Raw genomic sequence first — 24134 nt, 5'->3', positions numbered from 1 at the left:
GCACTCCTGAGTCAACGCGAATCTTGAACAATCCGTGTTTAACAGGGCTTGTGCCTGTCCTACATCAACGACGCACCCCACCTATTGACGCAATCTCTAAGAAAAAGATATGGAGATTCGCGTGATCAACGGTCGAACCAAAGTACGAGACATTGAAATGGCATGGACGTCGGAGGGAGAAGGTCCGCTCACCCTGTGGGCGCATGGAATGACGAACGACCGCTGGGCGCTGGAGAGAGCTGGGCTCTACGACTGGACGCCTGTCGTCGAATCTGGACGCCGCCTCGTACGATTCGATTGGCGAAGTCACGGTGAATCGACCGGCCACCCGGTGCCCGCCGAATCCGAATGGACCAACCTCGCTGACGATCTTCTGGCCTTCATCGACGAGTTGTCCCCGGACGCGCCGGTGGCGGTCATGGGCTCATCAATGGGAACAGCCTCGACCCTGATTGCCGCATCGCGTGCCCCGGAACGATTCACGAAGCTGGTACTCTCCGCGCCGCCCACTGCATGGGAGACCCGGCCTGCGCAGGCGGGGATATATGCGCAAGCGGCCGATCTCGCCGAAACGGCAGGAGCCGCGGCCTTCGAAAAGATGACCTCAGAACTCCCTAGAAAAGGTCTCTTTCTGGATCTGCCAAATTACCCGCCCACATTGCGAGTCAGTAACGAGCTCCTCCCCACCGTACTTCGAGGGGGCGCTGCCTCCAACCTGCCCGACCGTGACGTGATCGCCTCAATCAATGTCCCGGCCCTGATTCTGTCGTGGGCCGATGACACAGGACACCCAATATCGACCGGAGAGGAGTTGTCGCGCATCCTTCCTCACAACGAATTCCACGTCGCCCAGACCGTCACGGAACTCCGGACCTGGGGGGCACTCGCCGCAGAGTATCTCGCTCGCTGAGTACCGATCGTTCCGATCTGACGCTTCTTGCTCATAGTCACTATTCGACAACAGCAACTTTGCGACTCCAGCCAGAAAGGTTCTGCCGCCACTCTTGTTCGTGCTTGTCGTTGCGACACTCACCCCATGGCCAGAAGTGGGAATCATTGCCGCGGCGATGATCATGAGCTTCCTCGCACCGAACCCCTTCGCCGCTGACGAACGAGGCCACCTCGACACGCTCTACGCGACGCTTCCCATCACGCGGCGCGTCGTCGTCGGTCGTTACTTAGCGCTCGTCGCGCTCTATCTTGCGGTCGCAGTGGTTGCGACTATCGCCGTCGTGGTCATCCCGCTGACGAAGGGGACCGCGATCGACTTCGCCGCCTTCGTTCCCGTGAACGTAGCTGGGTTCGTGATCTTCGCCGTCGCCCTTGCAGTGCAACTGCCACTCTTTTTCATTGTCGGCTATACCCGCGCCCGGCCGCTGATCTATATCCCGATCGTCGCCTTCGTGTTAGTCGCTTGGTTGGTTTCCCAAGCGGGCATCCTCGACCACGGTGCCTTCGGATCAGCCGGCGGGTCCCTGCCGTCCGGATGGATTCTGGGTCTCCTAGTGGTGATCGCGGTCGCTGCACTGGTGGCCTCCGCGGTCATCTCATCGGCGCGATACGGGCGGCGCGACCTGTGAGGCGGCTCGGAAACAAGGCAACCATCGTGCTGGTCGTGGTTGCAGTAGTTCTCGTCGGTGCCGCCGTCGTCGCCGGTCTCCTCCAGTAGACGACCGCAGCGCTCATACTCGGCGCCGCAGGTGCACTGATCCTGCTCTACGCACTCTTCCGCCGATTCGGCCGACGGGGAGACTTCAATCGCAGCGGCTGGACTGGGATGTAAGTGCCGCGGCCAGTCACACGGCAGGCAGGCGAGAGGTGGTGCGTATTTCGGATCGGGCATCATCCCCGAGCCATGATGCGGCGCGCTGCTGCGATGCGGGCGGGGCGCCTCCGATGAGATCGGACAGCGTGGTCAAGGCGAGCTGGTCACGGTAGGCGAGTTCTGCCTCATGCATGACCCTCGCAATACCGCAGGGCCGAGTGCATTGCTCGGCCGTCAACCCGACAGGACCGCGCTGACGGATCTCGGCGCAATGGAAAAAGGTATGCCTGCCATCCACAGCTTGCACAATCTGGAGTGCGGTAATCTCGCCCGCGGGGCGCGCGAGACGGTACCCCCCTCGAGCACCAGGCGTCGACATGAGAAGCTCCGCCGAGGTCAGCATCGCCAGGACCTTCGCAAGATATGCCTCGGGAAGATCGAAAAATTCGCTCAGCTTCCGCCGGGGCAACGGGCGTCCCTCCTCCGTCTGTGCGAGAAGCCAGCAGCAGTGCAGCGCCCATTCTGCGATTCGTGGAAGTTCCATGGAGTAATCGTAGACGACAAGCATCCATGATAACGTGGATATTTATACTCCACGATAGGTGCCGCGGGCACCTCAGGAAGGCGCTGACGTGTCGATGTCAGACATACCCGAAACAACCTCGGCTTCCACCGGGTGGGGGGTTGCGCTGCGCACCGGTGCCGCATTGGCGGCCGCAATGGGGGTCGGCCGGTTCGTCTTCACCCCCGTTCTGCCGCTGATGGAAGCTCAGGCTCATTTGGCGCCCGCCAGTGCCAGCGCCATCGCCACCAGCAACTACCTTGGATACCTGGTGGGCGCCATCCTCGGTATCGTCTTCCCGATCATCAGCCGATCACGCAATGCCCTGCGGATCAGCGCGGTCGCGCTCATCATCAGTCTCGCCGTTATGCCTCTCACCGTGGATGTCGCGACCTGGGTGATGATCCGCGGCGTGGCAGGCATCGCCAGCGCCGTCATCTTCATGGTCGCCGGCAATACGATCCTCACAAAGCTGGCCTCAACCAAGCCGCATATCGTCGGCTGGGCCTATGGCGGGGTCGGTGCCGGCATCGCAATGTCGGGAATATTGGTCGCCGTCGTATCCTCCGTCTCCGACTGGCGGGCATCATGGTGGTCGGCGGCGGCGCTCACGGCCCTACTCCTGGCCGTTGGCTGGTTCGTCGGCGAGTCGGTGCCGCGTACCGGTGTCACGGAGACAACCGCAGAATCGGATCAAGCGATTCCCAGTCATCGGCGATCGTTCATCATCCTCGCCTGCTCATATTTCTTCGAAGGCGCCGGCTACATCGTCGCGGGAACCTTCCTCGTCGCAGCGGTGAGCGCGACCGGACCGGCATGGCTGGGCGGCAGCGTGTGGACGATTGTGGGCGCGGCCGCTCTCCCTTCGTGCGCCGCGTGGACCTGGCTGAGTCTGCACGGCTCCCGGCCGACCCTGCTCACGGCGGCCCTCGTCCTTCAGGCGGTCGGCATCGCTTTGCCCTCGATCAGCGGAGCTGCCGCTCCGGCTATCGTGTCGGCGGTGCTCTTCGGCGCAACCTTCGTCGGGATCACGACACTGTCGCTAGCGACGGGACGGCACCTGCGGGTGCCTCGCGCTATCGCCATCCTGACTGCGGGATATGGGATCGGGCAGGTCGTCGGCCCCTTGATCGTCGCGCCAACACTCTCCGGCGGCTATCGCCCGGCACTTCTGGTCGGCGCGTGCCTAGTTCTCGTCGCGGCCGCGGGATCAGCTCTCCTCAGGATCCGGTTCCCCCACCACGACCAACCACACCGCAAGGACCGACACTTCCGAGGCAGCGTGGGTTCTGACGGCCTGCAGCCCAATAGCGAGATGGAAAGGATGAGTGAAACCAATGGAATTTCTCATCGAAAAGATCACCACACTGCCTGACGACTTCGATCCGCAACGGAGCAAAGCGTTGCGGCGGGAGGAAAAGAACGCCATCGCCTCCTTCGCCGCGGACGGATCACTTGTTCGGCTGTGGCGACTGCGTAGGGGAAACCGAGTCGTGACGCTCGGTCTCTGGCGGGCGGAGAGTGAGGGCAACGTCCGCAGCCTTATAGATCAGCTTCCGCTGCGCCCGTGGATGGCGATCGAGGTCTTCGTCCTGGAACCGCATAGTAATGATCCGCGACCAAGTTCCAATGAAGCCCGCTCGACGAGGTGAGAGCGAGGTCGCAATAGCGTCAGCCAAAAATCGGGATTATTGCTGGGAACTCGGTCGACGGTGGGTGTCGAAACCAGGTGTGTAGCGGCAACTCGCGCGCTCGCGTTTCCCCGCGATGCGCTGCACTTCAATCAGGTAGAAAGGGCCACCCATGTACACCGGTGTCGAAAATGGGATGCCAGTCCCACACTGGATCCAACAGTTTTCGGACGAGATCGACCGACTCGAATTCGGACCAGGATTTTCAGTGGTTGGTGAAGAAACCCAGTGGAGCTTCGGAGTCGAGACCGGGGAAGGGGCCGAGTCGCTGAAAGCGTTCTTGCACCGCATCGACGACCCAGTCGACTCCGAACATAGGCTGCTCGATTAAGCGACTCGTATGAGCGCGTTCGCGTAGATGAGGGAACTGCGGTCGTACTAATTTAACCGCATTACCTGGGACAGTTCTGCAGTCGGAGCCATCTGGTTGACTATGGCGATCCTTTCAGGCAGATATGCGCGTACCCGAAATGCATGGACGTGGTTTCTCCTTACGCTGGGTGCTGGGGCCAATCGCAGCTTTCCTGCTCGTAACGTGGCCCGCTCGCGACCGCGCCACCGTCCCGCCGGGGAGCCAACGTCCGAGACCTCACCCCGGTGGCGGTCCCGCTTGCGCGCAATTTTTCGGTGGGGAGGCAACTGGTTGCGCCATGGGGTCCATGCGGATCTCACCGACTTATCCAGCCCCCGATCATGAGGCTAAGCAGCGGGACGGCAAACAGTGCCAGGATAAGGATGCCAGCGAATCGTCGGGATCGACCGATGAAAAGTACGACGACGTCGAAAATGATCGCGGTAACCCAGGCAATGCCTGCCAGTCCCAGAATCATCATTGGCGCGGCCAGTCCCGGCAAGGGGCCGCAATAAACATCGCAGTATTCATCGCGATGCAAATAATCGAACGACCAAAGCAGGATCCAAAAGGTGACGACTGCGAAACCAGAAATCGCGACCGCGGCAGCTTCGACTTTTCCCAACGTTGCCCGCTTCCGCGCCTGCGTTGAGTTGTTCATGCTCGAAGGCTATAACTCGAGAACGGTTCCGGCTTCGGACATTCCCCATTGTTGAAACACCTCTGACAAATCGGAGAGTGCTGGAATATCTATCCGGCAAATAGGAGAGCGGGTGCGTTGCCGAACCAGATCGCTGGCAGCGGCAGAATTACAAGCACTCCGCTCAGGACAGCCCAGGCGGTCGCGGTTCTGATAGCTCGGCTTTTCGGGGGTGCTTTCGAAATCGCCATTGCGGCGAAAATAAGACCGACAATGGCGAACCCGACAATCACGAGGATCAGAAGCAACGCTATCGGGTACAGGAAAAGTTGTCCCTCGCTGCGCATGAAATAAAACGGCCCCCACATCACCCCAAAGGTGACGACGAAGATCACGACCGCGACCAGAGTGAAAGATCGTCCTCGAGGTGAAGTTCGATCTGATGTCTGCTGAATATCGTTAGTCATCCCCACAGTGAGACTCTATCCATCGCCCCCTGCTCTCCGCCGCTTTGGCACGAATCGAACCACTTGAGGGGTGGCAATATCGGCACCCCACGGCTCTTAGACGTACCGCAGAACGTTCCCCTGCGGGCGCCCCTGGAAGTCCATTTCGCCCTCGGATCCGTCTCCGAGACCACCGTCAAATGCGGCCCGCAGGCGGTCCGGCTTGCGGGCCGGCAGCACGGCCGGAAGCCGGTCTCGATCGTTCGTTCGGGTCGACAGGAAATTGTGAGAGGACTGATCCAGGTGATGTCCTCGATTTTTCAGTGAGATCATCACCTGTGACCCTTACCTGGGGGAGACGCCCAGGGGGCACAGCTGGTGCGAGGCTAGTGCCGTCTAATCTGACATGCGTGGAGAATGCGAATAGCAGCGATGACTCGAAATATGAGGATCACCGCGAGCGGTTGGATCGGTCCCGCGACCTGACGCGGGATGAGTCGGTGGGCACCCCGCGCAAGCACTGGAGCAGCCGGGTCTTGCATCGTATTGGTCGGGTGAGTGAACATGCGGCGGCCGGCTCAATTGCCGCGGGCGCTGTTTTTGCGTGGGTCGTGTTCGGTATCGTGGCGGGGTTTCCTTGATGGTGGGACAATGTCCTCTTCGTTGCGAGCTCGTCGGTGACGGTGGTGATGGTTTTCGCAATTCAGCACACGCAAGCGCGACAGCAAGCGGTGACTCAGCGCAAGCTCGATGAGTTGTTGCGCGCTCAGCCGTCCGCTGACGACCGGTTGATCGCGTTGGAGAGTGCGTCGGATGACGAATTGGGGGCTCTCACCGACCTCAGTCAGGTACATCGAGAACGTGCTCTCGGAACTGATGCACCGATACCGGCTGAAGACCCATCGACGTAGATCTTCATAGTCGCTGTTGCCCTACTGGGAAGCATTCGGCGATGAGATCCGCAATGAATCGAATGTCGGGGGATGCGGTTTGGGCCTTCGAGCGCTGGCTCCACGGGCATTTTCGGTCTTGTTTCCGAGATGTTCATCCTGTGGGGGCCAGGGGTGGGGGCTGTGGTCTTTAGCGTTGAAGCCGTTCACCCCCACGAAAGGAATGACCCATGTCTTTCTCCCCCGGTGCGCGCAAGCGAGCCTGTCTTTTATTCGCCACCGTCGCGGGGACCGCGATGCTTAGCATGGCGGCTCTGCCGGCAACCGCAGCTACCCTGAGGCCGGCGCACCACTCATTCGTTGTCCACTCGTTTAAGGCTGTCGGTATCGAGTCCAATCCTGACGACATCACGCGCCTTGGCGGCTCTCTCTATGTGACGTTCCAGAATGGTGTCGGACCGCTCGGGGAGGCATCCCCGTCTGGTGCGACCGCCAGCTCTATCCAGCAGTACAGTCTGGACGGTGTCGCTGGTCGGTCCTGGTCGGTGACGGGCAAGGTCGACGGACTGACCGCGGACCCGTCCAACGATCGCCTTCTGCTCACTGCCAACGAGGACGGCAATTCGGCTTTCCTCACCCTCGACCCGTCGGACTCGGCTGCAGCGAAGCGCTACACCTATCAAGGTCTCAACCACGGTGGAGGCACGGACGCGATCGTAGTCACCGGCCGTTCCATCACCGTGAGCGCGTCGAACCCCTCGAACCCGGCAGGCGCCGCCGCCTACCGGGTCACACTTGAGGGCACCGTTGCCCGACTCACCCCGGTGGTGAACGACAACAGCGTCGCGATCAGCGCGAACCCCGCCGCTGCGGGCGCGCCGGTGCAACTGTCGCTGACAGACCCGGACTCCAACCAGGTTGTACCCCGCTCGAGCCCGCGTTTCGGCGGCACGTTCATGCTTGACGCCCAAGCAGACAAGCAGTTGCTCTTCGTGAGCCCGCGGGAGGAGCACACATCCGCCCCAAAGGTGCAGGTACTCGCAGTCGCGCAGCCCCTCGACGACACCGCATTCGCCACCCATTCCCGCCGCACCCTCTGGGCCACCGACCCCGCGCACAACACGATTGTGAAAATCACCGGCCCATTCGCGGCGGGCGAGGCTATCTCGACCGTGACTCCGGATGTCGGAGCCACCTACCTCGCCCAGCTGAGCCTCACCGACGGCGCCCTCACACCAATCCCCGGGCTCGCCTCGATCAACCCGAAGGGCCTCCTCTTCACCAGCACAGCTGGCAGCGAACGGGATGACCAGTCCGACGATAACTAAGCAAGAAAGACACACCGACCGGGCTTGCGCACACTGTTTAAGCCCGGTCGGGATCTGCCATGACATCGGGTCGTAGTCGCCGAGGCACGACGCGATTTTCCCGCCTAGCGGGGTTTCCGCCCGGTTTTAGGTTGAAGTTTCGCTTGTCGATGTGGCTAGTGGGTGCCTTGGGCGGCTTGTGATGCCGTGGGCCCGCCGCCGGGTCCACGGAGGGTGTATGCCAGGACGCAAGCAAGGACCGTGCCGGCCAAGGGCCCCACGATGTAGATCCAGAGGTGTGTGTAGTTTCCGGTCAGTACGGCTGGCCCGAGGGAACGGGCAGGGTTCATCGACGCGCCACTGACCGGGCTCGCCCAGAGGCCCGCGAGCACGATGTAGCTTCCCGCTGCCACGGCCGACAGTGCTCCGATATTTTGTGCCCCGGACGCCGCGCCGAGGACGACGCTGACCAGCCCGAAAGTGAGAAGGGTTTCGACAACGACGCCTTGCCATGCGGTGAACCCGGGACCTGGGACGGTGACTCCGAGGCTTGTGTCACCGCCGAAGGTGAGGCGGAGGATTCCCGCGGCGGCGATCGAGCCGAGAAGTTGGGCCGCGATGTATCCGGGTACTCGACGCCACCGGAAATCGTGGCGGATGGCGAAAGCGACCGTAACAACAGGGTTCAGGTGTGCGCCGGAGTTTGATCCCATGAAAAGGATGATCGCCGCAACCATCAGCCCCGGTGCCGTCACCGCAGCGCCACGACCGATCATGCCGTGACTGAGCGTGTCCACAACGCTTGCCCCTGCGGCTACGAGAACGAGAAGAAACGAGCCTGCAGCTTCGCCGACGAGCCGGCGCAGCTGATGGTTTCTGTCATCGAACTGGTCCACCTGATTGCGTTGGAGAGGGGACAACGGCAGATGTTCTGCAACCATGGTGCGACCTCCTTCGGGGTACCCTTGCCGAAACTAGCAGGAGGTTCGACATGAAAGTGCGTTGGTCACACGAACCGGAACCACATGACTACCCCGCCGCTACCGCGTACCTTAGCCTCATCACAGATCCGGTGACCGCAGAAACCCTCGCCGTAAAGTGGGTCACCGGATCTTGAACAGTTCGGGGCAGCCCCGGCGTCCCTGGGTCTTGTCGTCAAGATCCACCTTGGCAGCCTTTCTCGGCGAACGCTTCAGCCACTACTCCCAATTCAACACCGTCGGAAGCCGGGGGGAAACCGCTCTTGGGCTGTCACGGCTCGTCTTCGGCGGAATCCTCGGGCGCCACCGGTCCTGCGCCTGTGGGCGACACACGATGGCGATTATCTCGGCCGGCCCGATCACCTCTGCGGTCCGCGATCGTTTGCCCATCCGCTTGCGGGCGATCTTGAAAGTCGCAAAGGCTCCGAAACCCGCTTCCAAGTCCACGACGAAATGCCGTCGCGCGTGCGGGTGGACTTTCGCCTGTGCCCCCGGTTCTACTGCGTCGGTTTATAAGCAGTCGGGAAACCGGTCACCCAGATTTAGTGTTGCCGCCTGTGGCCGTTGCGGGTGCGGTCCGTTCACCGCTGCCGCGGATGAGCAGTCGAGTCGGGATCACGACACTGCTCGGCTCGGTTCGGCGGCGTTCGATTGCCTCGATCGCGAGCTGTGCCGCAATTCTTCCCATATCAACGGGGTCGTGGGCGACAACTGTGACGCCGAGGACATCGGCTAGTTCGAAATCGTCGAACCCGATGAGAGCTGGCGCTACTCCGAGCTCACTCATGGTCTGAAGCGCTCCAACGGTAATCCGGTTGTTGCTCGTAAACAGCGCGGTCGGCGGGTCCGGCTGAGTCAGCAAGTTGTAGCAGGCTTCCCGGGCGGTTGCCAGGTTGTGCGCACCGTGGCGCTCCCACCTATTCGGATCTAGCCCATGGGCGCCCATTGCTTCGACGAAGCCCTCAAACCGTTGGCGGTGGGTTTCCAGGCGGGACAGATCGCCGATGAAACCGATAGACCGGTGCCCCCGTCGGATGAGGTGCTCTATTGCTGAGCGAGTGCCTTCGTGATTGTCGAGCACGACAGAGTCGGCTCCGATTCCGATACCGCTCCGGTCGACGAATACGACGGGGATGCCACGATCTTGAATTGCCTGCATTGCACGGTGATCGTCGATGGTCGACACCAATATCAACGCCCGAATCTGTCTGGTTACGAACTCGTCGATCAGTTCTCGTTCGCGGTCCGGTTCCTCGTCGGAACTCGCTACCGTCAACTGCATGTCCTGCGTGCGCAGTTCCTGCTCGACGCCCTTCGCGAGGGCCGAGTAGAACGGGTTGGAGAGATCCCCGGTGATCAAACCGACCACGTTTGAGACGATGCCGCGAGCCAGCAAGCTCGCGGCTCGATTCAGTTGAAAGCCGAGGTCGTGCGCGGCGTCGAGTACCTTCGCCCGAGTCTGATCCGCTACCCGTGGTTCGCCGTTGACCGCGCGTGAGGCTGTTTTGAGGCTTACCCCGGCCCGGGCTGCGACCTGCAAAAGGGTCGGAGCACTTCCGTTGCCACTGGCTGTGTTGTGGGTGGTGTTAGGCATTTTGGTAGTAATGATCGAGATCCTGACCTTGTTGAGACGCCCTAGCCAGGCCGGACTTGTTTTCGGCTTGACGGATACCCCGTGAATGGGTGACAATCTAGCAATGACAGCGCTGTCGCACGCGGGTCACTCGTCACAATCCAAGCATGGAGTTCATTGATGTCATCCCGCCTGCCTTTCGCTTCGTCCACGCGCTCGACCGGCTCTCGCGCCGCTGTTGCTCGGATTGCCGGCATGAGTATGGTTCTCGCTCTCCTCGGATCCGGGATCCAACTAGCTTCTGAGGCAGGATCCGCGAACGCGGCGACACCGACGTTCCTCTCGTCATTCGAAAGCGGAGACCCTCAGCCCCAGGCAAGTACTCCCTATGGAACTCAGGTGAACGTCACCGGGAAGATTCCTCCGGGAAGCCTTTCCGCCTATGTGACCGGGGTCACCGCGTCGGCTGAAAACCCTCCCGGCGAAGCCGCGACGAAACTGCTCGACAACAACTCGAATACGAAATGGCTCGCCTTCGTAACCACTGCGACGATCGTTTATCAGTTCGGAACGCCTGTCGTTGCCACCGACTACGCAATGACGAGCGCCAACGATTCCCCCGAACGCGACCCGAAGAACTTCACCGTCGAAGGGTCAAACGATGGAAGCACCTGGATACCGATCGACAGCCAGACCAATCAGGTTTTTACGGCCCGCCAGACAGAGAAGGATTACAAAACTACTAACACCACCGCGTACGGTTCCTATCGGCTGTCCATCACCGCGAATGCCGGTGCACCACTTACCCAACCACCTACCCAGTTAGCAGATTGGGATCTCCGCGACGCAAGCACCGGCGCGACCCCGATGCTGTCCATCATTGCCGGTGGCCCGGCCAATGGACCAGATTCCAAATCCGGTGTCGGATTCAGTGGAACCCACGCCCTCCGCTACGGCGGAAAGCACGTCGCGGATGGTGCCGCTAGCGCCTCTAATGTGCTGTACGACAATATGAACCAGCCGATCGCCGGAAACACGGAACTCTCCTACCTTGTCTTTCCCGACAGTTCAAGCGATTTGGCTGTTCCCTCGTCGTGGGTTGCCATCGACCTTGTCCTGGATGACGGGACCACTTTGTCTCAGAAGGTGAATCTGGTCGACAACAACGGTTTTGGCGTGACCGCTCGGGATCACGGACAGCAGAAATCGCTCTTCGAGAACCAGTGGAACGCCGTCCACGTTGATCTGGGTAGCTTGGCTGGCCGAACTGTCGACAAGATTCTGTTGAGCTACGACTATCCGACCGGATCAGCCAGCACAGTGTTTTCTGGTTGGATTGATGATGTGCGCCTCGGAGCTGCGCCCGCGACGATCGATGGCTCGAGCCGGGTCAACTATGTCGACACTCGCCGAGGCACCCTGTCCAGCTCGTCCTTCTCCCGGGGCACCAACATCCCGGCGACAGCAATGCCGAACGGATTCAACTTCTTCACCCCGATGACCGATGGCGGCAGCCAGGGCACCTTGTACGAATATCAGCGTGCCAACAACACCGCCAACCTGCCGACACTGCAGGCGATCGGAATTTCCCACGAACCGAGCATCTGGATGGGAGACCGCGACCAGCTCGGAATCATGCCGTCCCTGTCGGCCGTACCAACTGGAGACCTCGCAGCGCGCGCACTTGCCTTTACCCATGCAGATGAAATTGCGCGACCGGATCTCTACAGTGTCAAATTCCAGAACAACCTCGTCACCGAGGTCACCCCCACCGATCACGGCGGGATCTACCGTTTCCAGTTCCCGGGTGCAACTGGCAGCGTCGTCGTCGACCGGGTTGGCGGATCATCGTCTCTGACCGTCGCTGCCGACGGCACCGTTTCTGGCTGGGTCGACGGAGGAAACGGCAGCGGTATCAGCCGGATGTTCGTCTCTGGCGCCTTCGACAAGACACCGACCGCCGTAGGAACAGCCACGGGCGGGCGAACCGACGCGCGCTATGCGAGCTTCAGCACGACCGCCGGTGAGATCGTGCAGCTTCGGCTAGCGACGTCGTTCATCTCCCTCGCTCAGGCCAAGAAGAACCTCGACCTTGAGGTCACCGGCCGCACGTTCGCGGAGGTGAACACAGCCGCAGCTGCTGCCTGGAATGATCGACTGAAGGTCATCGATGTGCAGGGTGCGACCGACAATCAGCGAGTAACCCTGTACTCGAATCTGTATCGGATGAACCTCTATCCCAACTCCCAGTTCGAAAATACCGGCACCGCAAATGCCCCGGTCTACAAGCATGCAAGCCCGGTCGCTCCTCAGACTGGCGTTGCGACCGACACCGCAACGAATGCACAAATTGTTGATGGAAAGATTTATGTCAACAACGGCTTCTGGGATACCTACAGAACCGTCTGGCCGCTGTACAACCTCCTTTATCCGAAAGTGGCCGCCGAACTTGTCGACGGCTTCACGCAGCAGTACCGGGAGGGGGGGTGGATTGCGCGGTGGTCCTCGCCGGGATATTCGGACATCATGACCGGCACCAGTTCAGATGTTGCCTTCGCTGACGCCTACCTCAATGGCGCTCTTCCCACTGCGACAGCACTGGATGCTTACGATGCTGCGCTGAAGAACGCCACCGTGCTTCCGCCGTCCAACAATGTCGGTCGTAAGAGCCTCGATACCTCGATCTTCCTCGGATACACCCCGGACTCGCAGGGCGAGAGCGTCTCCTGGGGGCTCGAGGGGTACATCAACGACCACGGCATCGGCCTGATGGCGGCAAAACTTGCCACCGATCCGAAGACTCCAGACGCACGACGATCCACCCTGACCGAGGAGTCGAATTACTTCCTCGACCGGGCGACGAACTACGTGCAAATGTTCGACCCGGCGACCGGGTTCTTCCGTCCGAAAACCGCCGCTGGTGCGGTCTCCGGAGGAGCAAACTTCGATCCAACCGCCTGGTGGGGCCCGTACACCGAAACAGATGCCTGGAACTTCGCCTTCCACGCCCCGTTCGACATCCCCGGCCTCGAGTCGCTCTACGGCGGATCAACCGGGTTGGTCACAAAGCTCGACCAGTTCTTCGCAACCCCCGAGACCGGCGGCGGCGGCAACATCCACGAAATGCTCGAAGCGCGGGCGGTGCGTATGGGCCAGCTCGGTATGAGCAACCAGCCATCGCACCACATCCCGTACCTGTACGCGGCGGCGGGCGATCCGAGCAAGACGCAGGCCGCCGTGCGCGAAATTCAACAGCGCCTCTATGTCGGCAGTGAGATCGGCCAGGGCTACCTCGGCGACGAAGACAACGGAGAAATGTCCTCCTGGAGCATCTTCTCCGCACTCGGGTTCTACCCACTTTCCCTCGGCAGCGGCAATTACGAAATTGGTTCACCGCTGTTCACCAAGTCCACCGTCCACCTCGAAAACGGCAAGGACCTGGTGATCAATGCGCCGAATAACAGCACGAAGAACCGGTACATTGCCTCGGCGAGCGTGAATGGCACCCCGATCGACACGGCCACACTCTCGCACGACGCGATCGCCAACGGTGGCACCGTCGACTTCCAGATGAGCGCCAACCCCACGACGTGGGGGAACCACACATCAGCCGCGAAACCAGTGCCCACTCCGCGAACGGATGCGACGAAAGCTGGGTACGGAACGATGAGCGTGTCGGATGCCAGCAGCATCGCGGCTCTGACCGATGACAACTCGCGCGGCGCGACCACCTTCGCGACTGCGACGCCAGCAATCACCTGGACGTCGTCGAGCGGCGCGGTAGCCGTAGACGAATACACCCTCACATCCGGAGCTTCTGGGGCGGCGCCGAAATCGTGGCACCTCGACGGATCGGCCGATGGGGTGAACTGGATGCTGCTGGACACACGCACAAACGAGGCCTTCACCTGGCAAACCCAGACCCGACCGTTCGCGGTGAAGAAGCCCGGATCGTTCACGCGATACCGCCTCACCATTGACGAGACGACCACCGGCGCGCCGGCCACAATGGCTGAACTCGAACTTCTGGCAACCCCGGGAACAGTCGGCGATCTCGCCGTCACACCAAGCACCGGGCTGACGGCATCTGTCGGCGCGAGCCTTTCATCCACACTGGCGACGGTGTCGGGAGGCACAGCCACGAAAGCATCCGACTACACGGTTACTGCCGACTTCAAGGACGGGAAGGGACCACAGCCGGCCACCCTTACCAAAACACCACTGGGTACCTGGTCGGTCGTGCTTCCGCACACTTTCACCGAGTCTGGCGAATACTCGATCACGGTGACGGCAAGTGACGGAACGTCCCAAGCGAGCACCGTCGTTCCCATCTCGATCAGTCGTGACGGGACCCTCGTCGGGTCGTTCGACACAAACTGCATCGGAGACCCCGGAGTTGGCGCCAACTGCGATTCGAAGAACTGGGCCTTCAACCGGTCCCTGCTGGCGAACAGCGGTTTCGTACAGGGCACAACAGTCTCTGTTCCTGGGACAGTGCTGACCTTCGATCTTCCTGCGGTCGCAGCCGGCACGCCGGACAGCGCCACCGGAAACGGGCAGACGATCCGGTTGGACCTCGGTACCGGTGCCACGTCGATGTCCGTGATTGGAACAGGAACCCAAGCCACCCAGCACACCACCGGAACGCTCACCTTCAGCGACGGCACAACGGCGCCACTTCCGATCGACTTCGGAGACTGGGTCGGCGCAGCGAGCAACCCAGTTTCTGGGGGAATCGTCGTCGGCACCTCCGCCGGTCGACTGAGTGGAGCGAGCGCAAGCGACGGGCAGACCGCAGGAATCTTCTCGACCGCTCCGTATTCGATACCAGCAGGCAAGACGGTCGTATCGCTGACGCTTCCGACGCAAACTGGTGACCCGGGATCCGCTGGCCGCATTCACGTCTTCGCGATCGCTTCAGATGGCAAACGAGTCGGCCTGCCCGCACTATCGGCCACGGCCACGGCGATCAAAAACCAGAACGCGAAAGCGGCCTTCACCGCGAACCTAGCAACTGTTTCGGGCGGAACCCCGGCAACCCCTGGCAGCTACACCGCGCGCATCAACTGGGGTGACGGCACCGCATTGGTTGACGCGACGGTCACTGCCGCAACTGGAACTAATCCCGCCGTCATATCCGGTGGACACACCTACGCGAAGGCCGGTGACTACCCCGTCGCGGTCACAGCGGACGACGGAGTGACGAGCACGGTTGTCAGAAGTACCGTGCATGTGGTGCAGCTCTACAGTCCGTCGCTGGATGTGGTGCCTGGGGCAGTCGCACCCGGCGCAACGGTCGCAATCACGGGATCAGGGTTTGAGCCCGGAGAGAGTGTGACCGTCACCCTCGGCGCCACTCCTGCAGTGCCGGTTACCGTGACCGCGAACAGCTCGGGTGCCATTCGCGCCACCGTGACCATACCGACGGGCACGGGAGATGCGACCTACTCGGTCATCGCCCGAGGTTCAGTATCCGCCGTAAACGCCACGACAAGCGTGGTCGTCAAAGCGGTGGTGGTAACGCCTCCCGCCGTCGCGTCGTTTGTACTGTCATCCTCGGCAGGGGAGCGCGGTGCAACAGTGCAGGCGCGCGGGGACCATTTCCCCGGCAACTCCACGGTCACGTTCACACTTCACTCTGACCCGATCACGCTCGGTACAGCGACAGTGAACGCAGAGGGGGTGTTCACCGCGAACCTGGTCATTCCGGCCGCGGCGACAACCGGATCACACCAGATAGAGGCCACTGCAACGGGCGTCACGCTCACCGCACCGTTCACCGTGGTGAATACAGCGCCGGCAGATCTCGGCAAAGCACCGATCGCAAACCCAGGTAAGTACCACGGACTCGCACACACCGGAGCGGATGCCGCAAAAACGCAGGACTCGTTGAATCTCGCGCTCAGCCTCATCGGTGGAGGGATCGTGCTCGCACTCCTCGGCTTCTTCCTCCGTCGACGGATGCGCCGCCGCAACTCGCGGGCCTAACCGGCCGAAAGCTTCCGCTCCACACATCCGCTGTGGAGCGGGAGCTGTCAAGCCCCGGGTTTGGTGGAGGGTCGGTTAGACCCGTTTCCATCGGGGTGATGGCCGGGGTGGTGTTGTTCAGGAATTCGTTCTCAACCTCGATCGGTGGTCGGTAGCCGATCTCCCCGTGAAGCCTGCGGTGGTTGAACCAGTCGATGTATTCAGCCGTCGCGATCTCCAGATCATTGATGCCCCGCCATGGTCCTTTGTTGCGGATCAGTTCGGCTTTGAACAGCGAGTTGAACGCCTCAGCGAGGGCGTTGTAGCTGTCGCCTTTGGATCCGACCGAGGCGACAGCCTCGGCGTCGGCGAGACGGTCGGTGTCTCGAATGGCTCGATAGTGACCTCCGCGGTCGCTGTGATGAATCAACTGGGACAGGTCCCGGCCAGCCCGGCGCCTAGTCCAGATCCCCATTTTCAACGCGTCGAGAGCGAGGTCGGTGTGCAGGCTGGTCGAGAGTTGCCAGCTGACGACACGACGCGCGAACACATCGATGACGAACGCGGCGTAAACCCATCCGGAGAACGTCGCAGCAGGTCAGTCGGCCACCCAGAGGCAGTCTGGGGCGGTCGCGGTGAACCGGCGTTCGACCAGCTCCGAAGGCCGGTCCGCCCACGGTCCTGGGACGGTAATTCGGGGTCCTTTGGCTCGACGGATACCGCGAAGGCCCTCCCGTTTCATCAGCCGTTCGATTGTGCAGCGGGCGACCTGGTCACCGTTCCGGCGCAGCTCAGCGTTAACTTTCCGAACCCCGTAAACCCCGTAGTTGACCGTGTGGATCTGGTGGATCTTCTCGGTCATGACCTCGTCCGACAGGGCTCGCTTCGACGGCGGGGCGATCCTTCGTGCGCGTAATAGGTTTGCGGGGCGATCGGCAGGTGCCTGCAGACCGGCACGACCGGCAAACTCGTCCTTGTGATCATCGTTGAACTGGATCATCTGCTCAGTGGGCGGTCGAGCTCCGCGAGCTGCAGAAAGCCGACGCCGCCTTCAAGATCGCATTCGCCCGCCGAAGCTCCCGCACCTCCAGGCGCAGTCTAGTTAGATCAAACTCGACCGCGAGAAGCTTGCGGTGAGTGTCAGCGGGAATAATGATTCTCTTTTCCACTCTCAGCACGACAGGGACATCTTGGGAAACTTGCATTCCTCACTTTATTCATCGCGCCCACGTCTTGTGCCCGCGATGCACACCTGCGGGCCAGTGAGATGAGCTGGCCCGGAGGGCGGATACCGAACTTCCCTCGACAACACACGCGATCACCGCGGCGGAGTGAAGCTGAGAAACCGCGCTCCGTTTTGCCTGGTCGTGGCCTCGTAGGCATCTGCGCTGATGATGTCTTTCAACCGGGGCAAGACTCGCCGTGCGAGGTAGTCGAGGCCCGGGATGCCGCCGTAGGAACGATAGCGGCTGGAGCGGGCCACGTCTCCGCCAAGCAGGATGCTGTTCTGGCCGCCCGACTCTACGACGTCTTTGAGGCACTGGAGGATCGCAGAGTCCGGCGATTCACGGTGTCGGGCGAATCCGTCGAAACCGAGATAGGCGCCCCGTTCTACGAGAGACATGTGGAGACCCGGGTCGAGGTTGCGGTCGATATGGGCCAGCACTACCCGGCTGGCAGGCACCCCGTCGCTGGCGAGGAGATCGAGGACTTCGTGCGCAGCGGATCCGTAGTCGAGATGGACCATGACCGGTGCGCCGGATTCTCGGTGAGTGGTCGCGGCCGCCAGAAGAGCTCTGGTCTCGAATGGGCCGATTGCCCAGTAGCGAATACCCGCTTTGACCAGGCCGGCTCGGATGGTGCGTTCCTCCCCATCCGGCTGGAACGGCGCGTGTTCGGGCGCTGTGTTTTCACACGTTGCGTCTTCGGGTTCGAACCCGTCCAGGACATCGGCCGTGAATCGGTGAGCCATCCGTTCTGCAGAGAAGTCGAGGAACGGGTCGTCGTGTGCGTAGTGACCTCCGTGGTGGGCACCAGTGGTGTGAACGACTTTTAACCCGATGGCCTGACTGATTCTGGCGACAGCACGCGGGTTCCGGCCGAGACCCGTTGGAGTTGCCTCAATCATGGCTTCAGTACCCGCATCGAAAAGTAGTTTTGCTTCATGACCCGACTTGACTGCGTCATCAAGTTCGTCTCCAGGCAAGAGGTGCGACCGCTGGAACAGGTGCTCGTGATAGTTGAACGATCCGAGATCAGCGGGGGCGACATCCCCGAGCACCGTGCGAACGATTGCAGCCTCGCTCATGAAGTCTCGCGCGGCAATGCATCGAACCAGGATTCGAGCCGGGAATACGCATCCATGAAGGTTTCGTATTCTCCGGCATATCGCTGGTGGTGCTGCGCGTCCCCCTCGTGACGGCCGGTCGAATGGGACAGAGTTTTGGCAACGTCGAACGTCTCAAAGATCCCGACCCCGATCCCGCCGACGACTGCTGCTCCCAAAGCGTTCGCTTCATCGACAAGGTTTCGCGCCGTGACGGGGACTCCCCATACGTCAGCGAAGATATCTAGTAGCGCGCCAGCATTCGCGGCACCACCGATCGCCGACACGGCGCCGACCGAGACGCCGTTTTCCTGGAATGCCCGCAGCCCTGTGTAGAGATTGAACGCGATCCCTTCCAATACGGCACGGGTGAGTTCGCCGCGGCCATGGTCCATGCGCATACCCACGAACGCAGCTCGTGCATTCGGATTCCAATACGGTGAGCGCTCACCAAGCAGATGGGGAAGAAAATATAGCCCGCCTTCGGATGCTTGGGCGGTGCTCGCAGCACCAAGGAGCGTGGCATACCGGGATTCGTCATCGCGCGCAAGGATGTCGGTGAACCATTGCAAGGATGCGCCACCCGCTTGCATTGTTGCGGTGGGAACAAATTGTCCGGGGATGACGTGATTGAACGTCATGGTTCGCATTATTGGGTCGTGCAGCGGTTGAGGCGCAGAGACAGACACCCAGGACGAGGACCCGAGGTAGGCATAAGCACCACTGTCCTTGTCGACAATGCCAGCTCCGAGTGCGGCCATCGGTCCGTCTCCACCGCCGATAACGACCGGAGTGCCCGTTGCCAGGCCCGTTGCGACAGAAGCTGAACTGGTGACGAGCCCCACGACGGTCGTCGATGGCACGATTTCGGGAAAAAGTCTGCGGTCTACACCGGCTGCATCGATCAACTCCTCCGACCATGCTCCGGTGGTCTGGTCGAACGCGTCGGTGCTCGATGCGTCTGACGGGTCTGTCACGGCAACACCGGTTAGCCGCAGGGCGATGAAATCCTTCGCCTGGAGAACCCGGGTGGTGCGAGCGAAGTTCTCCGGTTCATTGTCGCGGAACCACATGATCTTTGAGAGGGAATAGGTGGGATTGAGGCGGTGCCCGGTGATCCTGTATGCGCGCTCCATCTCGACCCGTTGCAGTAGAGAAGTGCATTGACGCGCAGAACGGGTGTCCGCCCAAATGATGGCCGGCCGTACAGGCTGGTTGGCGGCGTCGATTGGCACGACCCCCATCATTTGCCCGGAGAACGATACGACGTCCACGTCGGTGTTGAGCACACGGCTCTTCTCTAACAGGAGCCGGTTGGCCTCGCACAGGGCGTCCCACCAGTCTTCCGGGTTCTGTTCTGCGCGCCCGCCCGGGCCGAAGTCGGCTGGGTAGTGCACGGTGACTGATGCGCGTAGCGACCCTTCGTCGTCGATGAGGGTTGCTTTGTCCCCGGTCGTGCCGAGGTCATGAGAGATGATCATGGTGGGAGGTCCCTTTCGTCCTGGATCAGCGGAGGGAGTAGCCGCCATCCATCAGCAGCTCCGCTCCAATGTAGTAGGCGGCGTCATCGCTCAGCAGGAATGCAACAGAAGCCGCAACTTCGTCCGGCGTGGCGAAGCGGCCGACGACAGTTCCCTCTTTCCATTGCTCGTGCATGTGGGCCTTCAAATGGTTCAAGGGTGTGTCGACGTAGCCGGGAGAGAGGGCGTTGAGTCGGACTCCCCGAGGGGACCATTCGACCGACAGTGACTTCGTCAGCGCCGTCACGGCCGCCTTGGACGTGTTGTAGGCGCTCTGCCGCTGCGGGAAATTGACGACGGAGTTGCCCGACATGGACGCAATGTTGACGATGGCACCGGTGCCTCGCGCAAGAAGTTCCCTCCCAAACGCCTGGCAGGAGAGAAACGTGCCCCGAAGGTTCACGCCCAAAACGGCATCCCATTGTTCGATGCTCATGTCTTCGGCAGCGACGTTGTCTTCGACGATACCCGCACTGTTGACCAGGTCGATGGGGCGATCATCGTCGGCATACAGCGCAGCCACCACGGCCGCGACACTCTCGGGCGATGAGAGGTCGACTTCTCGTGCCGAGGCGCCCTGAGGTAAATCAGTGGACTCGCGCCGGTCAAGCGCGTATACCTCGGCTCCTTCGCGCACGAGTTGCAACACGATCGCGTGTCCGATGCCTCCCGCAGCGCCGGTGACGGCAATTCGTCGGCCCTCGAATCGTTTCGTTGTATCTGTCACTTCAATACCTCTTCTCAGACGGATCTTTGGGCGACGGATGACGTCGTTCGTAGTTAGTAAAACTACCTTCTTTTCGGAAAGATTCAAAGAAAACGAGCAACTTTGCCAAATTTTGATGCCACGCATGGTGTCTCGTGGATCAATCTTGTAGTCTCACTACATTGATGAAGCGAAGGAGGCCCTTGATGGTGCACGCGCACGCACAAGTGGATCAACCAGTCACCCTGGGAATCACACCCACCGGTGATCTCGACGGCGCCAGCCGCCATTACGAAAAGAAGCTCGGCGATATGGCTGGCGTCTACGCCGACGAAACTGCCTGGCAAGCCGAACGGTCCGTCAACGGCGACGATTCATTGGTCTACTACGTCAACGAACAGAAGTACCAGGAGGGGCCCGGTGCCCTGATCGTCGGCACAAGCGTCCTGCTGCCTGGCAGCTACGGCAATGAGTTCGCGGTTACCCGCGGCCATTTGCACGGTGTCAGCGACCGGGCTGAGCTCTACTATTGCCTATCCGGTCGCGGCGTCATGCTCCTCGAAACAATTGATGGCGACTCCTCAGCGATCGAACTCACCGCAGGCCAGGCCGTCAACGTGCCAGGTCAGTGGATTCACCGAAGCGTGAACGTCGACACGGAACCATTCGTTACTTTGTTCTGCTATTCCGCTGACGCGGGCCAAAACTACGGCATCATCTCCGATGCCGGAGGTATGAAGAACCTCGTCGTTCGTGATGATGCCGGCTGGAGGACCATGCCCAATCCTCGCCACACCGGTTACACCGTGGGGGTGACACAGTGACAAACACGACAGAACATGTCATGAAGATGCTCGCGACGGCACGCATCGTTCCGGTCGTGGAAATCCTCGACGTCACCCAAGCCGTTCCGCTCGCTGAATGCCTCGCCGCGGCAGGACTTCCGATGATGGAAGTCACTCTCCGCACGCCGAACGCCATTGCGGCCATCGCATCCATCGCGTCCGCGATGCCCGATTTTCTGGTCGGTGCCGGAACGCTACTCACTCCCGGCGATATCGAGGCGGCCGCAGAAGCGAAAGCGAAATTCGGTGTATCCCCGGGACTCACCCCCGCACTGTCCCGTGCCTCAGCTGAGGCAAACCTGCCCTTTGTTCCTGGGGCCGTAACCGCATCCGAGGTCCTCGCCGCCGTCGAAGCCGGGCACCATCAGCTGAAGTTCTTCCCTGCAGAACAGGCGGGGGGAGCAAAAATGCTCGCCTCTTTCCGGTCACCATTCGCGGCCCTCGGGATCCGGTTCATGCCGACGGGAGGAGTCAATCTGGAAAACCTCCTGGACTACCTCGCGTTAGATACCGTTTTTGCGGTCGGAGGCACCTGGATTGCACCCCGAAACCAGATCAGCCGTGGCGACTTCGCCTCCATCTACGAAAATGCGAAGGCCGCCGTGGACGTCGTCACAGCACATTCCGCTGCCGCACTGTAATTAGGGACCAATCATGAATCGCACGTATACGTGGGACACACTCGAGCCTGCCAGCCGACCGACGTTCTACTTCATCGGGGTGACCACGGGCGCTTCCTCCATCCGTCAGGTGTTTCCTCTCTGGGCGATGCACCTGAGACTCGGAGACGTCGAACTTATCGGCATCGATTTGCCGATTCACGCCGACCCAGAGCAGTACCGGGCCGTGACGACCTTCCTCAAGAATGACCCTCTCAGCCGCGGAGCTCTCGTCACCACCCACAAACTCGACCTATTCGCGGCCGCAAAGGACCTGTTCGACGAAATCGACCCGCTCGCAGAGCTCATGCACGAGGTCAGCTGCCTATCCAAGCGAGACGGCCGGTTCCGCGCCCACGCCAAAGACCCGATTTCTTCCGGCCTAGCGCTCGATGCTTTCACCCCGCCCGGCTACTTCGCGACGCAACCAACGGATGTCATCATCTTTGGGGCGGGCGGATCGGCAATCGCCATCGATTGGCACCTATCCCGACCCAGCCGAGGTGCCGACAGGCCTCGCCGCGTCGTTGTAACGAACCGCTCAAGCGAACGCCTCGATGCCCTTCGGGCGGTCCACGATGCATCCGACACAGATGGCGTCCTCGAGACAGTAAGCACACCCGCCCTAGTTGACAATGACGCGGTACTCGCCACCGCTTCCCAGCGATCCATCGTTATCAACGCAACGGGGCTTGGCAAGGACGCCCCCGGATCCCCACTTTCCGACAATGCACAGTTTCCGGAACACTCGATCGTCTGGGACCTCAACTACCGAGGCGATTTGATCTTCCTCGACCAGGCCCGGGGACAAAAGGATGCCCATGACCTCACGATCGAGGACGGATGGGTGTACTTCATCCATGGCTGGACGCAAGTCATCGCCGAGGTGTTTGACGTCGACATCCCCACCTCAGGCCCAGAGTTCGACGTGCTGTCGAACCTCGTGTCCCAGACCAAGGCGGGGAAGTAGCCCATGGCTCGGATCCTCGTGACACCACGTTCGCTCACCGCTGGACGGCTTGACGAGGTCGCTGCACTCAAGCCGCTGCTACAGCGTGGCTGGGAATTGGTTTCAGGACCAGCGGGTCGTATGCCAAGCGAAGAAGAACTGATCGGCCTACTTCCCGGGATCGATGGGTGGATCGCCGGAGTGGAGACCGTCTCCGCAACAGCGTTGAAGTCGGCGGATCGACTTCGAGTCATCAGCCGGAACGGTGTCGGGGCTGACGCGATCGACGCGGACCAGGCGGCGGCCCAAGCAATCGAGATTGTTCTCGCGCGCGGCGCCAACTCACGGGGCGTAGCGGAACTCGCCTTCGGGCACATGCTGTCCGCCCTGCGTGATATTCCCGCCGCGAACGCCGCCCTGCACAAGGGAGAGTGGGAACGCACCCTCGGCCGCGAAATGGCAGATAGAACGGTCGGCATCGTCGGATTCGGGGCAATCGGACGCCTCGTAAGCGGCATGGCCGAAGCATTCGGTGCCCGGGTTCTGGCATTCGACCCCTTCGCCCCGCCGGCACCGGGAGACTATGCCGAAACCTCGTCGTTCGCCGACCTGTTCGCAAGCGCCGACATCGTCACCCTGCACAGTCCGCCGCCGGAAGACGGGACGCCCCTAGTCTCAGGTGCGTTACTGGATACCGTGAGGCCGGGAACCATACTGGTGAACACCGCTCGATCCGCTCTGGTCGATGACGAGGCCGTGCGCGTGGCTCTCGACAACGGCACGCTCTCGGCCTACGCGGTCGACGCGTTCGCCGCGGAACCTCCCGAACTCACCGACCTCCTGCGGCATCCCCGCACGGTCATGACGCCTCACCTCGGCGGCTATACGGATGCCAGCATCCGACGGGCGACCGAGCTGGCCGTCCTCAACCTGATCGCTATTCTGGACAGGTGATC

General features: G+C 61.3%; 20 protein-coding genes, 2 pseudogenes and 1 other annotated feature. Of the genes and pseudogenes, 12 read left to right on the top strand and 10 right to left on the bottom strand.

The features are described from left to right. Positions 1 to 121 precede the first annotated feature (121 nt). Both ABIB56_RS16330 and ABIB56_RS16325 read left to right on the top strand, forming a co-directional pair. On the top strand, positions 122 to 910 hold the full coding sequence (locus ABIB56_RS16330) for an alpha/beta fold hydrolase (protein ID WP_354570282.1): 789 nt from the start codon (positions 122 to 124) through the stop codon (positions 908 to 910). 100 nt (positions 911 to 1010) lie between these two features. Then, the gene (locus tag ABIB56_RS16325) at positions 1011 to 1580 is read left to right on the top strand and encodes an ABC-2 transporter permease (RefSeq protein WP_354570281.1); all 570 of its coding nucleotides are present in this window, start codon (positions 1011 to 1013) and stop codon (positions 1578 to 1580) included. Positions 1581 to 1796: 216 nt separating this feature from the next. On the opposite strand, the gene ABIB56_RS16320 is transcribed toward ABIB56_RS16325, so the two are convergent. Beyond that, on the bottom strand, positions 1797 to 2309 hold the full coding sequence (locus ABIB56_RS16320; RefSeq protein ID WP_354570280.1) for an RrF2 family transcriptional regulator: 513 nt from the start codon (positions 2307 to 2309) through the stop codon (positions 1797 to 1799). Positions 2310 to 2403: 94 nt separating this feature from the next. Here ABIB56_RS16320 and ABIB56_RS16315 point away from each other — a divergent pair, with 94 nt between their 5' ends. Further along, positions 2404 to 3702, top strand: a complete 1299-nt coding sequence (locus ABIB56_RS16315) for a YbfB/YjiJ family MFS transporter (protein WP_354570279.1) — start codon at positions 2404 to 2406, stop codon at positions 3700 to 3702. After that, a complete protein-coding gene (locus tag ABIB56_RS16310) occupies positions 3665 to 3979 on the top strand; it encodes a muconolactone Delta-isomerase family protein (RefSeq protein WP_354570278.1) in 315 nt (104 codons plus the stop codon). The genes ABIB56_RS16315 and ABIB56_RS16310 overlap by 38 nt, the downstream gene beginning before the upstream one ends. Before the next feature lie 707 nt (positions 3980 to 4686). Here the strand turns inward: ABIB56_RS16310 and ABIB56_RS16305 are convergent. Together ABIB56_RS16305 and ABIB56_RS16300 are read right to left on the bottom strand one after the other, a co-directional pair. After that, positions 4687 to 5031, bottom strand: coding sequence for a hypothetical protein (locus tag ABIB56_RS16305; protein WP_354570277.1), 345 nt, complete (start codon positions 5029 to 5031; stop codon positions 4687 to 4689). 89 nt (positions 5032 to 5120) lie between these two features. Continuing rightward, on the bottom strand, positions 5121 to 5405 hold the full coding sequence (locus tag ABIB56_RS16300) for a hypothetical protein (RefSeq protein ID WP_354570276.1): 285 nt from the start codon (positions 5403 to 5405) through the stop codon (positions 5121 to 5123). Positions 5406 to 5866: 461 nt separating this feature from the next. On the opposite strand from ABIB56_RS16300, the gene ABIB56_RS16295 reads away from it, so the two are divergent. The 3 genes and pseudogenes from ABIB56_RS16295 to ABIB56_RS16285 all read left to right on the top strand — a co-directional run bounded on the left by ABIB56_RS16295 (position 5867) and on the right by ABIB56_RS16285 (position 7674). Beyond that, positions 5867 to 6097: a hypothetical protein gene (locus tag ABIB56_RS16295; RefSeq protein WP_354570275.1), complete on the top strand. Its 231-nt coding sequence runs from the start codon at positions 5867 to 5869 to the stop codon at positions 6095 to 6097. Positions 6098 to 6112: 15 nt separating this feature from the next. Next, positions 6113 to 6367, top strand: a pseudogene (locus tag ABIB56_RS16290) (low affinity iron permease family protein); the annotation flags it as partial. Positions 6368 to 6576: 209 nt separating this feature from the next. Further along, complete coding sequence (locus ABIB56_RS16285) at positions 6577 to 7674, top strand: hypothetical protein (protein ID WP_354570274.1); 1098 nt, start codon at positions 6577 to 6579, stop codon at positions 7672 to 7674. 155 nt (positions 7675 to 7829) lie between these two features. Here the strand turns inward: ABIB56_RS16285 and ABIB56_RS16280 are convergent, their stop codons facing one another. Next, on the bottom strand, positions 7830 to 8594 hold the full coding sequence (locus ABIB56_RS16280) for an MIP/aquaporin family protein (protein ID WP_354570273.1): 765 nt from the start codon (positions 8592 to 8594) through the stop codon (positions 7830 to 7832). 571 nt (positions 8595 to 9165) lie between these two features. Continuing rightward, complete coding sequence (locus ABIB56_RS16275; protein ID WP_354570272.1) at positions 9166 to 10227, bottom strand: LacI family DNA-binding transcriptional regulator; 1062 nt, start codon at positions 10225 to 10227, stop codon at positions 9166 to 9168. 234 nt (positions 10228 to 10461) lie between these two features. On the opposite strand from ABIB56_RS16275, the gene ABIB56_RS16270 reads away from it, so the two are divergent. Next, complete coding sequence (locus ABIB56_RS16270; protein WP_354570271.1) at positions 10462 to 16194, top strand: GH92 family glycosyl hydrolase; 5733 nt, start codon at positions 10462 to 10464, stop codon at positions 16192 to 16194. Here ABIB56_RS16270 and ABIB56_RS16265 read toward each other — a convergent pair. The 5 genes and pseudogenes from ABIB56_RS16265 to ABIB56_RS16245 form a co-directional block, all read right to left on the bottom strand. After that, positions 16115 to 16744 (bottom strand): annotated as a pseudogene (locus ABIB56_RS16265) (integrase core domain-containing protein); the annotation flags it as partial. The gene ABIB56_RS16270 and the pseudogene ABIB56_RS16265 sit on opposite strands and share 80 nt — an antisense overlap. A gap of 27 nt (positions 16745 to 16771) precedes the next feature. Continuing rightward, positions 16772 to 17173 (bottom strand): IS3 family transposase, encoded by a 402-nt coding sequence (locus ABIB56_RS16260; protein WP_354570270.1) that lies wholly within the window; start codon positions 17171 to 17173, stop codon positions 16772 to 16774. Beyond that, positions 17098 to 17214, bottom strand: a sequence feature (AL1L pseudoknot). Its footprint overlaps the gene before it by 76 nt. Positions 17215 to 17491: 277 nt before the next feature. Continuing rightward, positions 17492 to 18481, bottom strand: a complete 990-nt coding sequence (locus ABIB56_RS16255; protein WP_354570269.1) for a phosphotriesterase family protein — start codon at positions 18479 to 18481, stop codon at positions 17492 to 17494. Then, positions 18478 to 19980: a xylulokinase gene (gene xylB / locus ABIB56_RS16250; RefSeq protein WP_354570268.1), complete on the bottom strand. Its 1503-nt coding sequence runs from the start codon at positions 19978 to 19980 to the stop codon at positions 18478 to 18480. The genes ABIB56_RS16255 and xylB overlap by 4 nt, the downstream gene beginning before the upstream one ends. Before the next feature lie 25 nt (positions 19981 to 20005). Beyond that, on the bottom strand, positions 20006 to 20872 hold the full coding sequence (locus ABIB56_RS16245) for an SDR family NAD(P)-dependent oxidoreductase (RefSeq protein WP_354570267.1): 867 nt from the start codon (positions 20870 to 20872) through the stop codon (positions 20006 to 20008). Positions 20873 to 20931: 59 nt separating this feature from the next. Between ABIB56_RS16245 and ABIB56_RS16240 the strand changes: the two genes are divergently transcribed. Genes ABIB56_RS16240 through ABIB56_RS16225 form a run of 4 tightly spaced genes read left to right on the top strand, consistent with a single transcriptional unit; the run spans position 20932 to position 24132 of the window. Continuing rightward, positions 20932 to 21549 carry a glucose-6-phosphate isomerase family protein gene (locus ABIB56_RS16240; RefSeq protein WP_354570266.1) on the top strand — a complete coding sequence of 206 codons (618 nt, stop codon included), beginning with the start codon at positions 20932 to 20934 and terminating at the stop codon, positions 21547 to 21549. Beyond that, entirely contained in the window at positions 21546 to 22211 is a 666-nt protein-coding gene (gene eda / locus ABIB56_RS16235; protein WP_354570265.1) for a bifunctional 4-hydroxy-2-oxoglutarate aldolase/2-dehydro-3-deoxy-phosphogluconate aldolase, read from the top strand. The genes ABIB56_RS16240 and eda overlap by 4 nt, the downstream gene beginning before the upstream one ends. Before the next feature lie 13 nt (positions 22212 to 22224). Then, positions 22225 to 23199, top strand: coding sequence for a shikimate dehydrogenase family protein (locus tag ABIB56_RS16230; protein WP_354570264.1), 975 nt, complete (start codon positions 22225 to 22227; stop codon positions 23197 to 23199). Positions 23200 to 23202: 3 nt separating this feature from the next. After that, complete coding sequence (locus ABIB56_RS16225; RefSeq protein ID WP_354570263.1) at positions 23203 to 24132, top strand: NAD(P)-dependent oxidoreductase; 930 nt, start codon at positions 23203 to 23205, stop codon at positions 24130 to 24132. Positions 24133 to 24134 lie beyond the last annotated feature (2 nt).

It is taken from the genome of Glaciihabitans sp. UYNi722, from assembly GCF_040549465.1.
Taxonomy (GTDB): Bacteria; Actinomycetota; Actinomycetes; order Actinomycetales; family Microbacteriaceae; genus Lacisediminihabitans.
This window is presented reverse-complemented; position numbering and strand designations above follow the sequence as displayed.

Bases quoted from the DNA above. Each gene is read 5' to 3' on its own strand.
- ABIB56_RS16255 (WP_354570269.1), bottom strand. From the start codon at position 18,481: ATGAGCGAGGCTGCAATCGTTCGCACGGTGCTCGGGGATGTCGCCCCC.
- ABIB56_RS16260 (WP_354570270.1), bottom strand. From the start codon at position 17,173: ATGATCCAGTTCAACGATGATCACAAGGACGAGTTTGCCGGTCGTGCC.
- ABIB56_RS16280 (WP_354570273.1), bottom strand. From the start codon at position 8,594: ATGGTTGCAGAACATCTGCCGTTGTCCCCTCTCCAACGCAATCAGGTG.
- ABIB56_RS16275 (WP_354570272.1), bottom strand. From the start codon at position 10,227: ATGCCTAACACCACCCACAACACAGCCAGTGGCAACGGAAGTGCTCCG.
- ABIB56_RS16310 (WP_354570278.1), top strand. From the start codon at position 3,665: ATGGAATTTCTCATCGAAAAGATCACCACACTGCCTGACGACTTCGAT.
- ABIB56_RS16305 (WP_354570277.1), bottom strand. From the start codon at position 5,031: ATGAACAACTCAACGCAGGCGCGGAAGCGGGCAACGTTGGGAAAAGTC.
- ABIB56_RS16245 (WP_354570267.1), bottom strand. From the start codon at position 20,872: ATGCGTGGCATCAAAATTTGGCAAAGTTGCTCGTTTTCTTTGAATCTT.
- ABIB56_RS16285 (WP_354570274.1), top strand. From the start codon at position 6,577: ATGTCTTTCTCCCCCGGTGCGCGCAAGCGAGCCTGTCTTTTATTCGCC.
- ABIB56_RS16315 (WP_354570279.1), top strand. From the start codon at position 2,404: ATGTCAGACATACCCGAAACAACCTCGGCTTCCACCGGGTGGGGGGTT.
- ABIB56_RS16225 (WP_354570263.1), top strand. From the start codon at position 23,203: ATGGCTCGGATCCTCGTGACACCACGTTCGCTCACCGCTGGACGGCTT.
- ABIB56_RS16240 (WP_354570266.1), top strand. From the start codon at position 20,932: ATGGTGCACGCGCACGCACAAGTGGATCAACCAGTCACCCTGGGAATC.
- ABIB56_RS16230 (WP_354570264.1), top strand. From the start codon at position 22,225: ATGAATCGCACGTATACGTGGGACACACTCGAGCCTGCCAGCCGACCG.
- ABIB56_RS16270 (WP_354570271.1), top strand. From the start codon at position 10,462: ATGAGTATGGTTCTCGCTCTCCTCGGATCCGGGATCCAACTAGCTTCT.
- xylB (WP_354570268.1), bottom strand. From the start codon at position 19,980: ATGATCATCTCTCATGACCTCGGCACGACCGGGGACAAAGCAACCCTC.
- ABIB56_RS16320 (WP_354570280.1), bottom strand. From the start codon at position 2,309: ATGGAACTTCCACGAATCGCAGAATGGGCGCTGCACTGCTGCTGGCTT.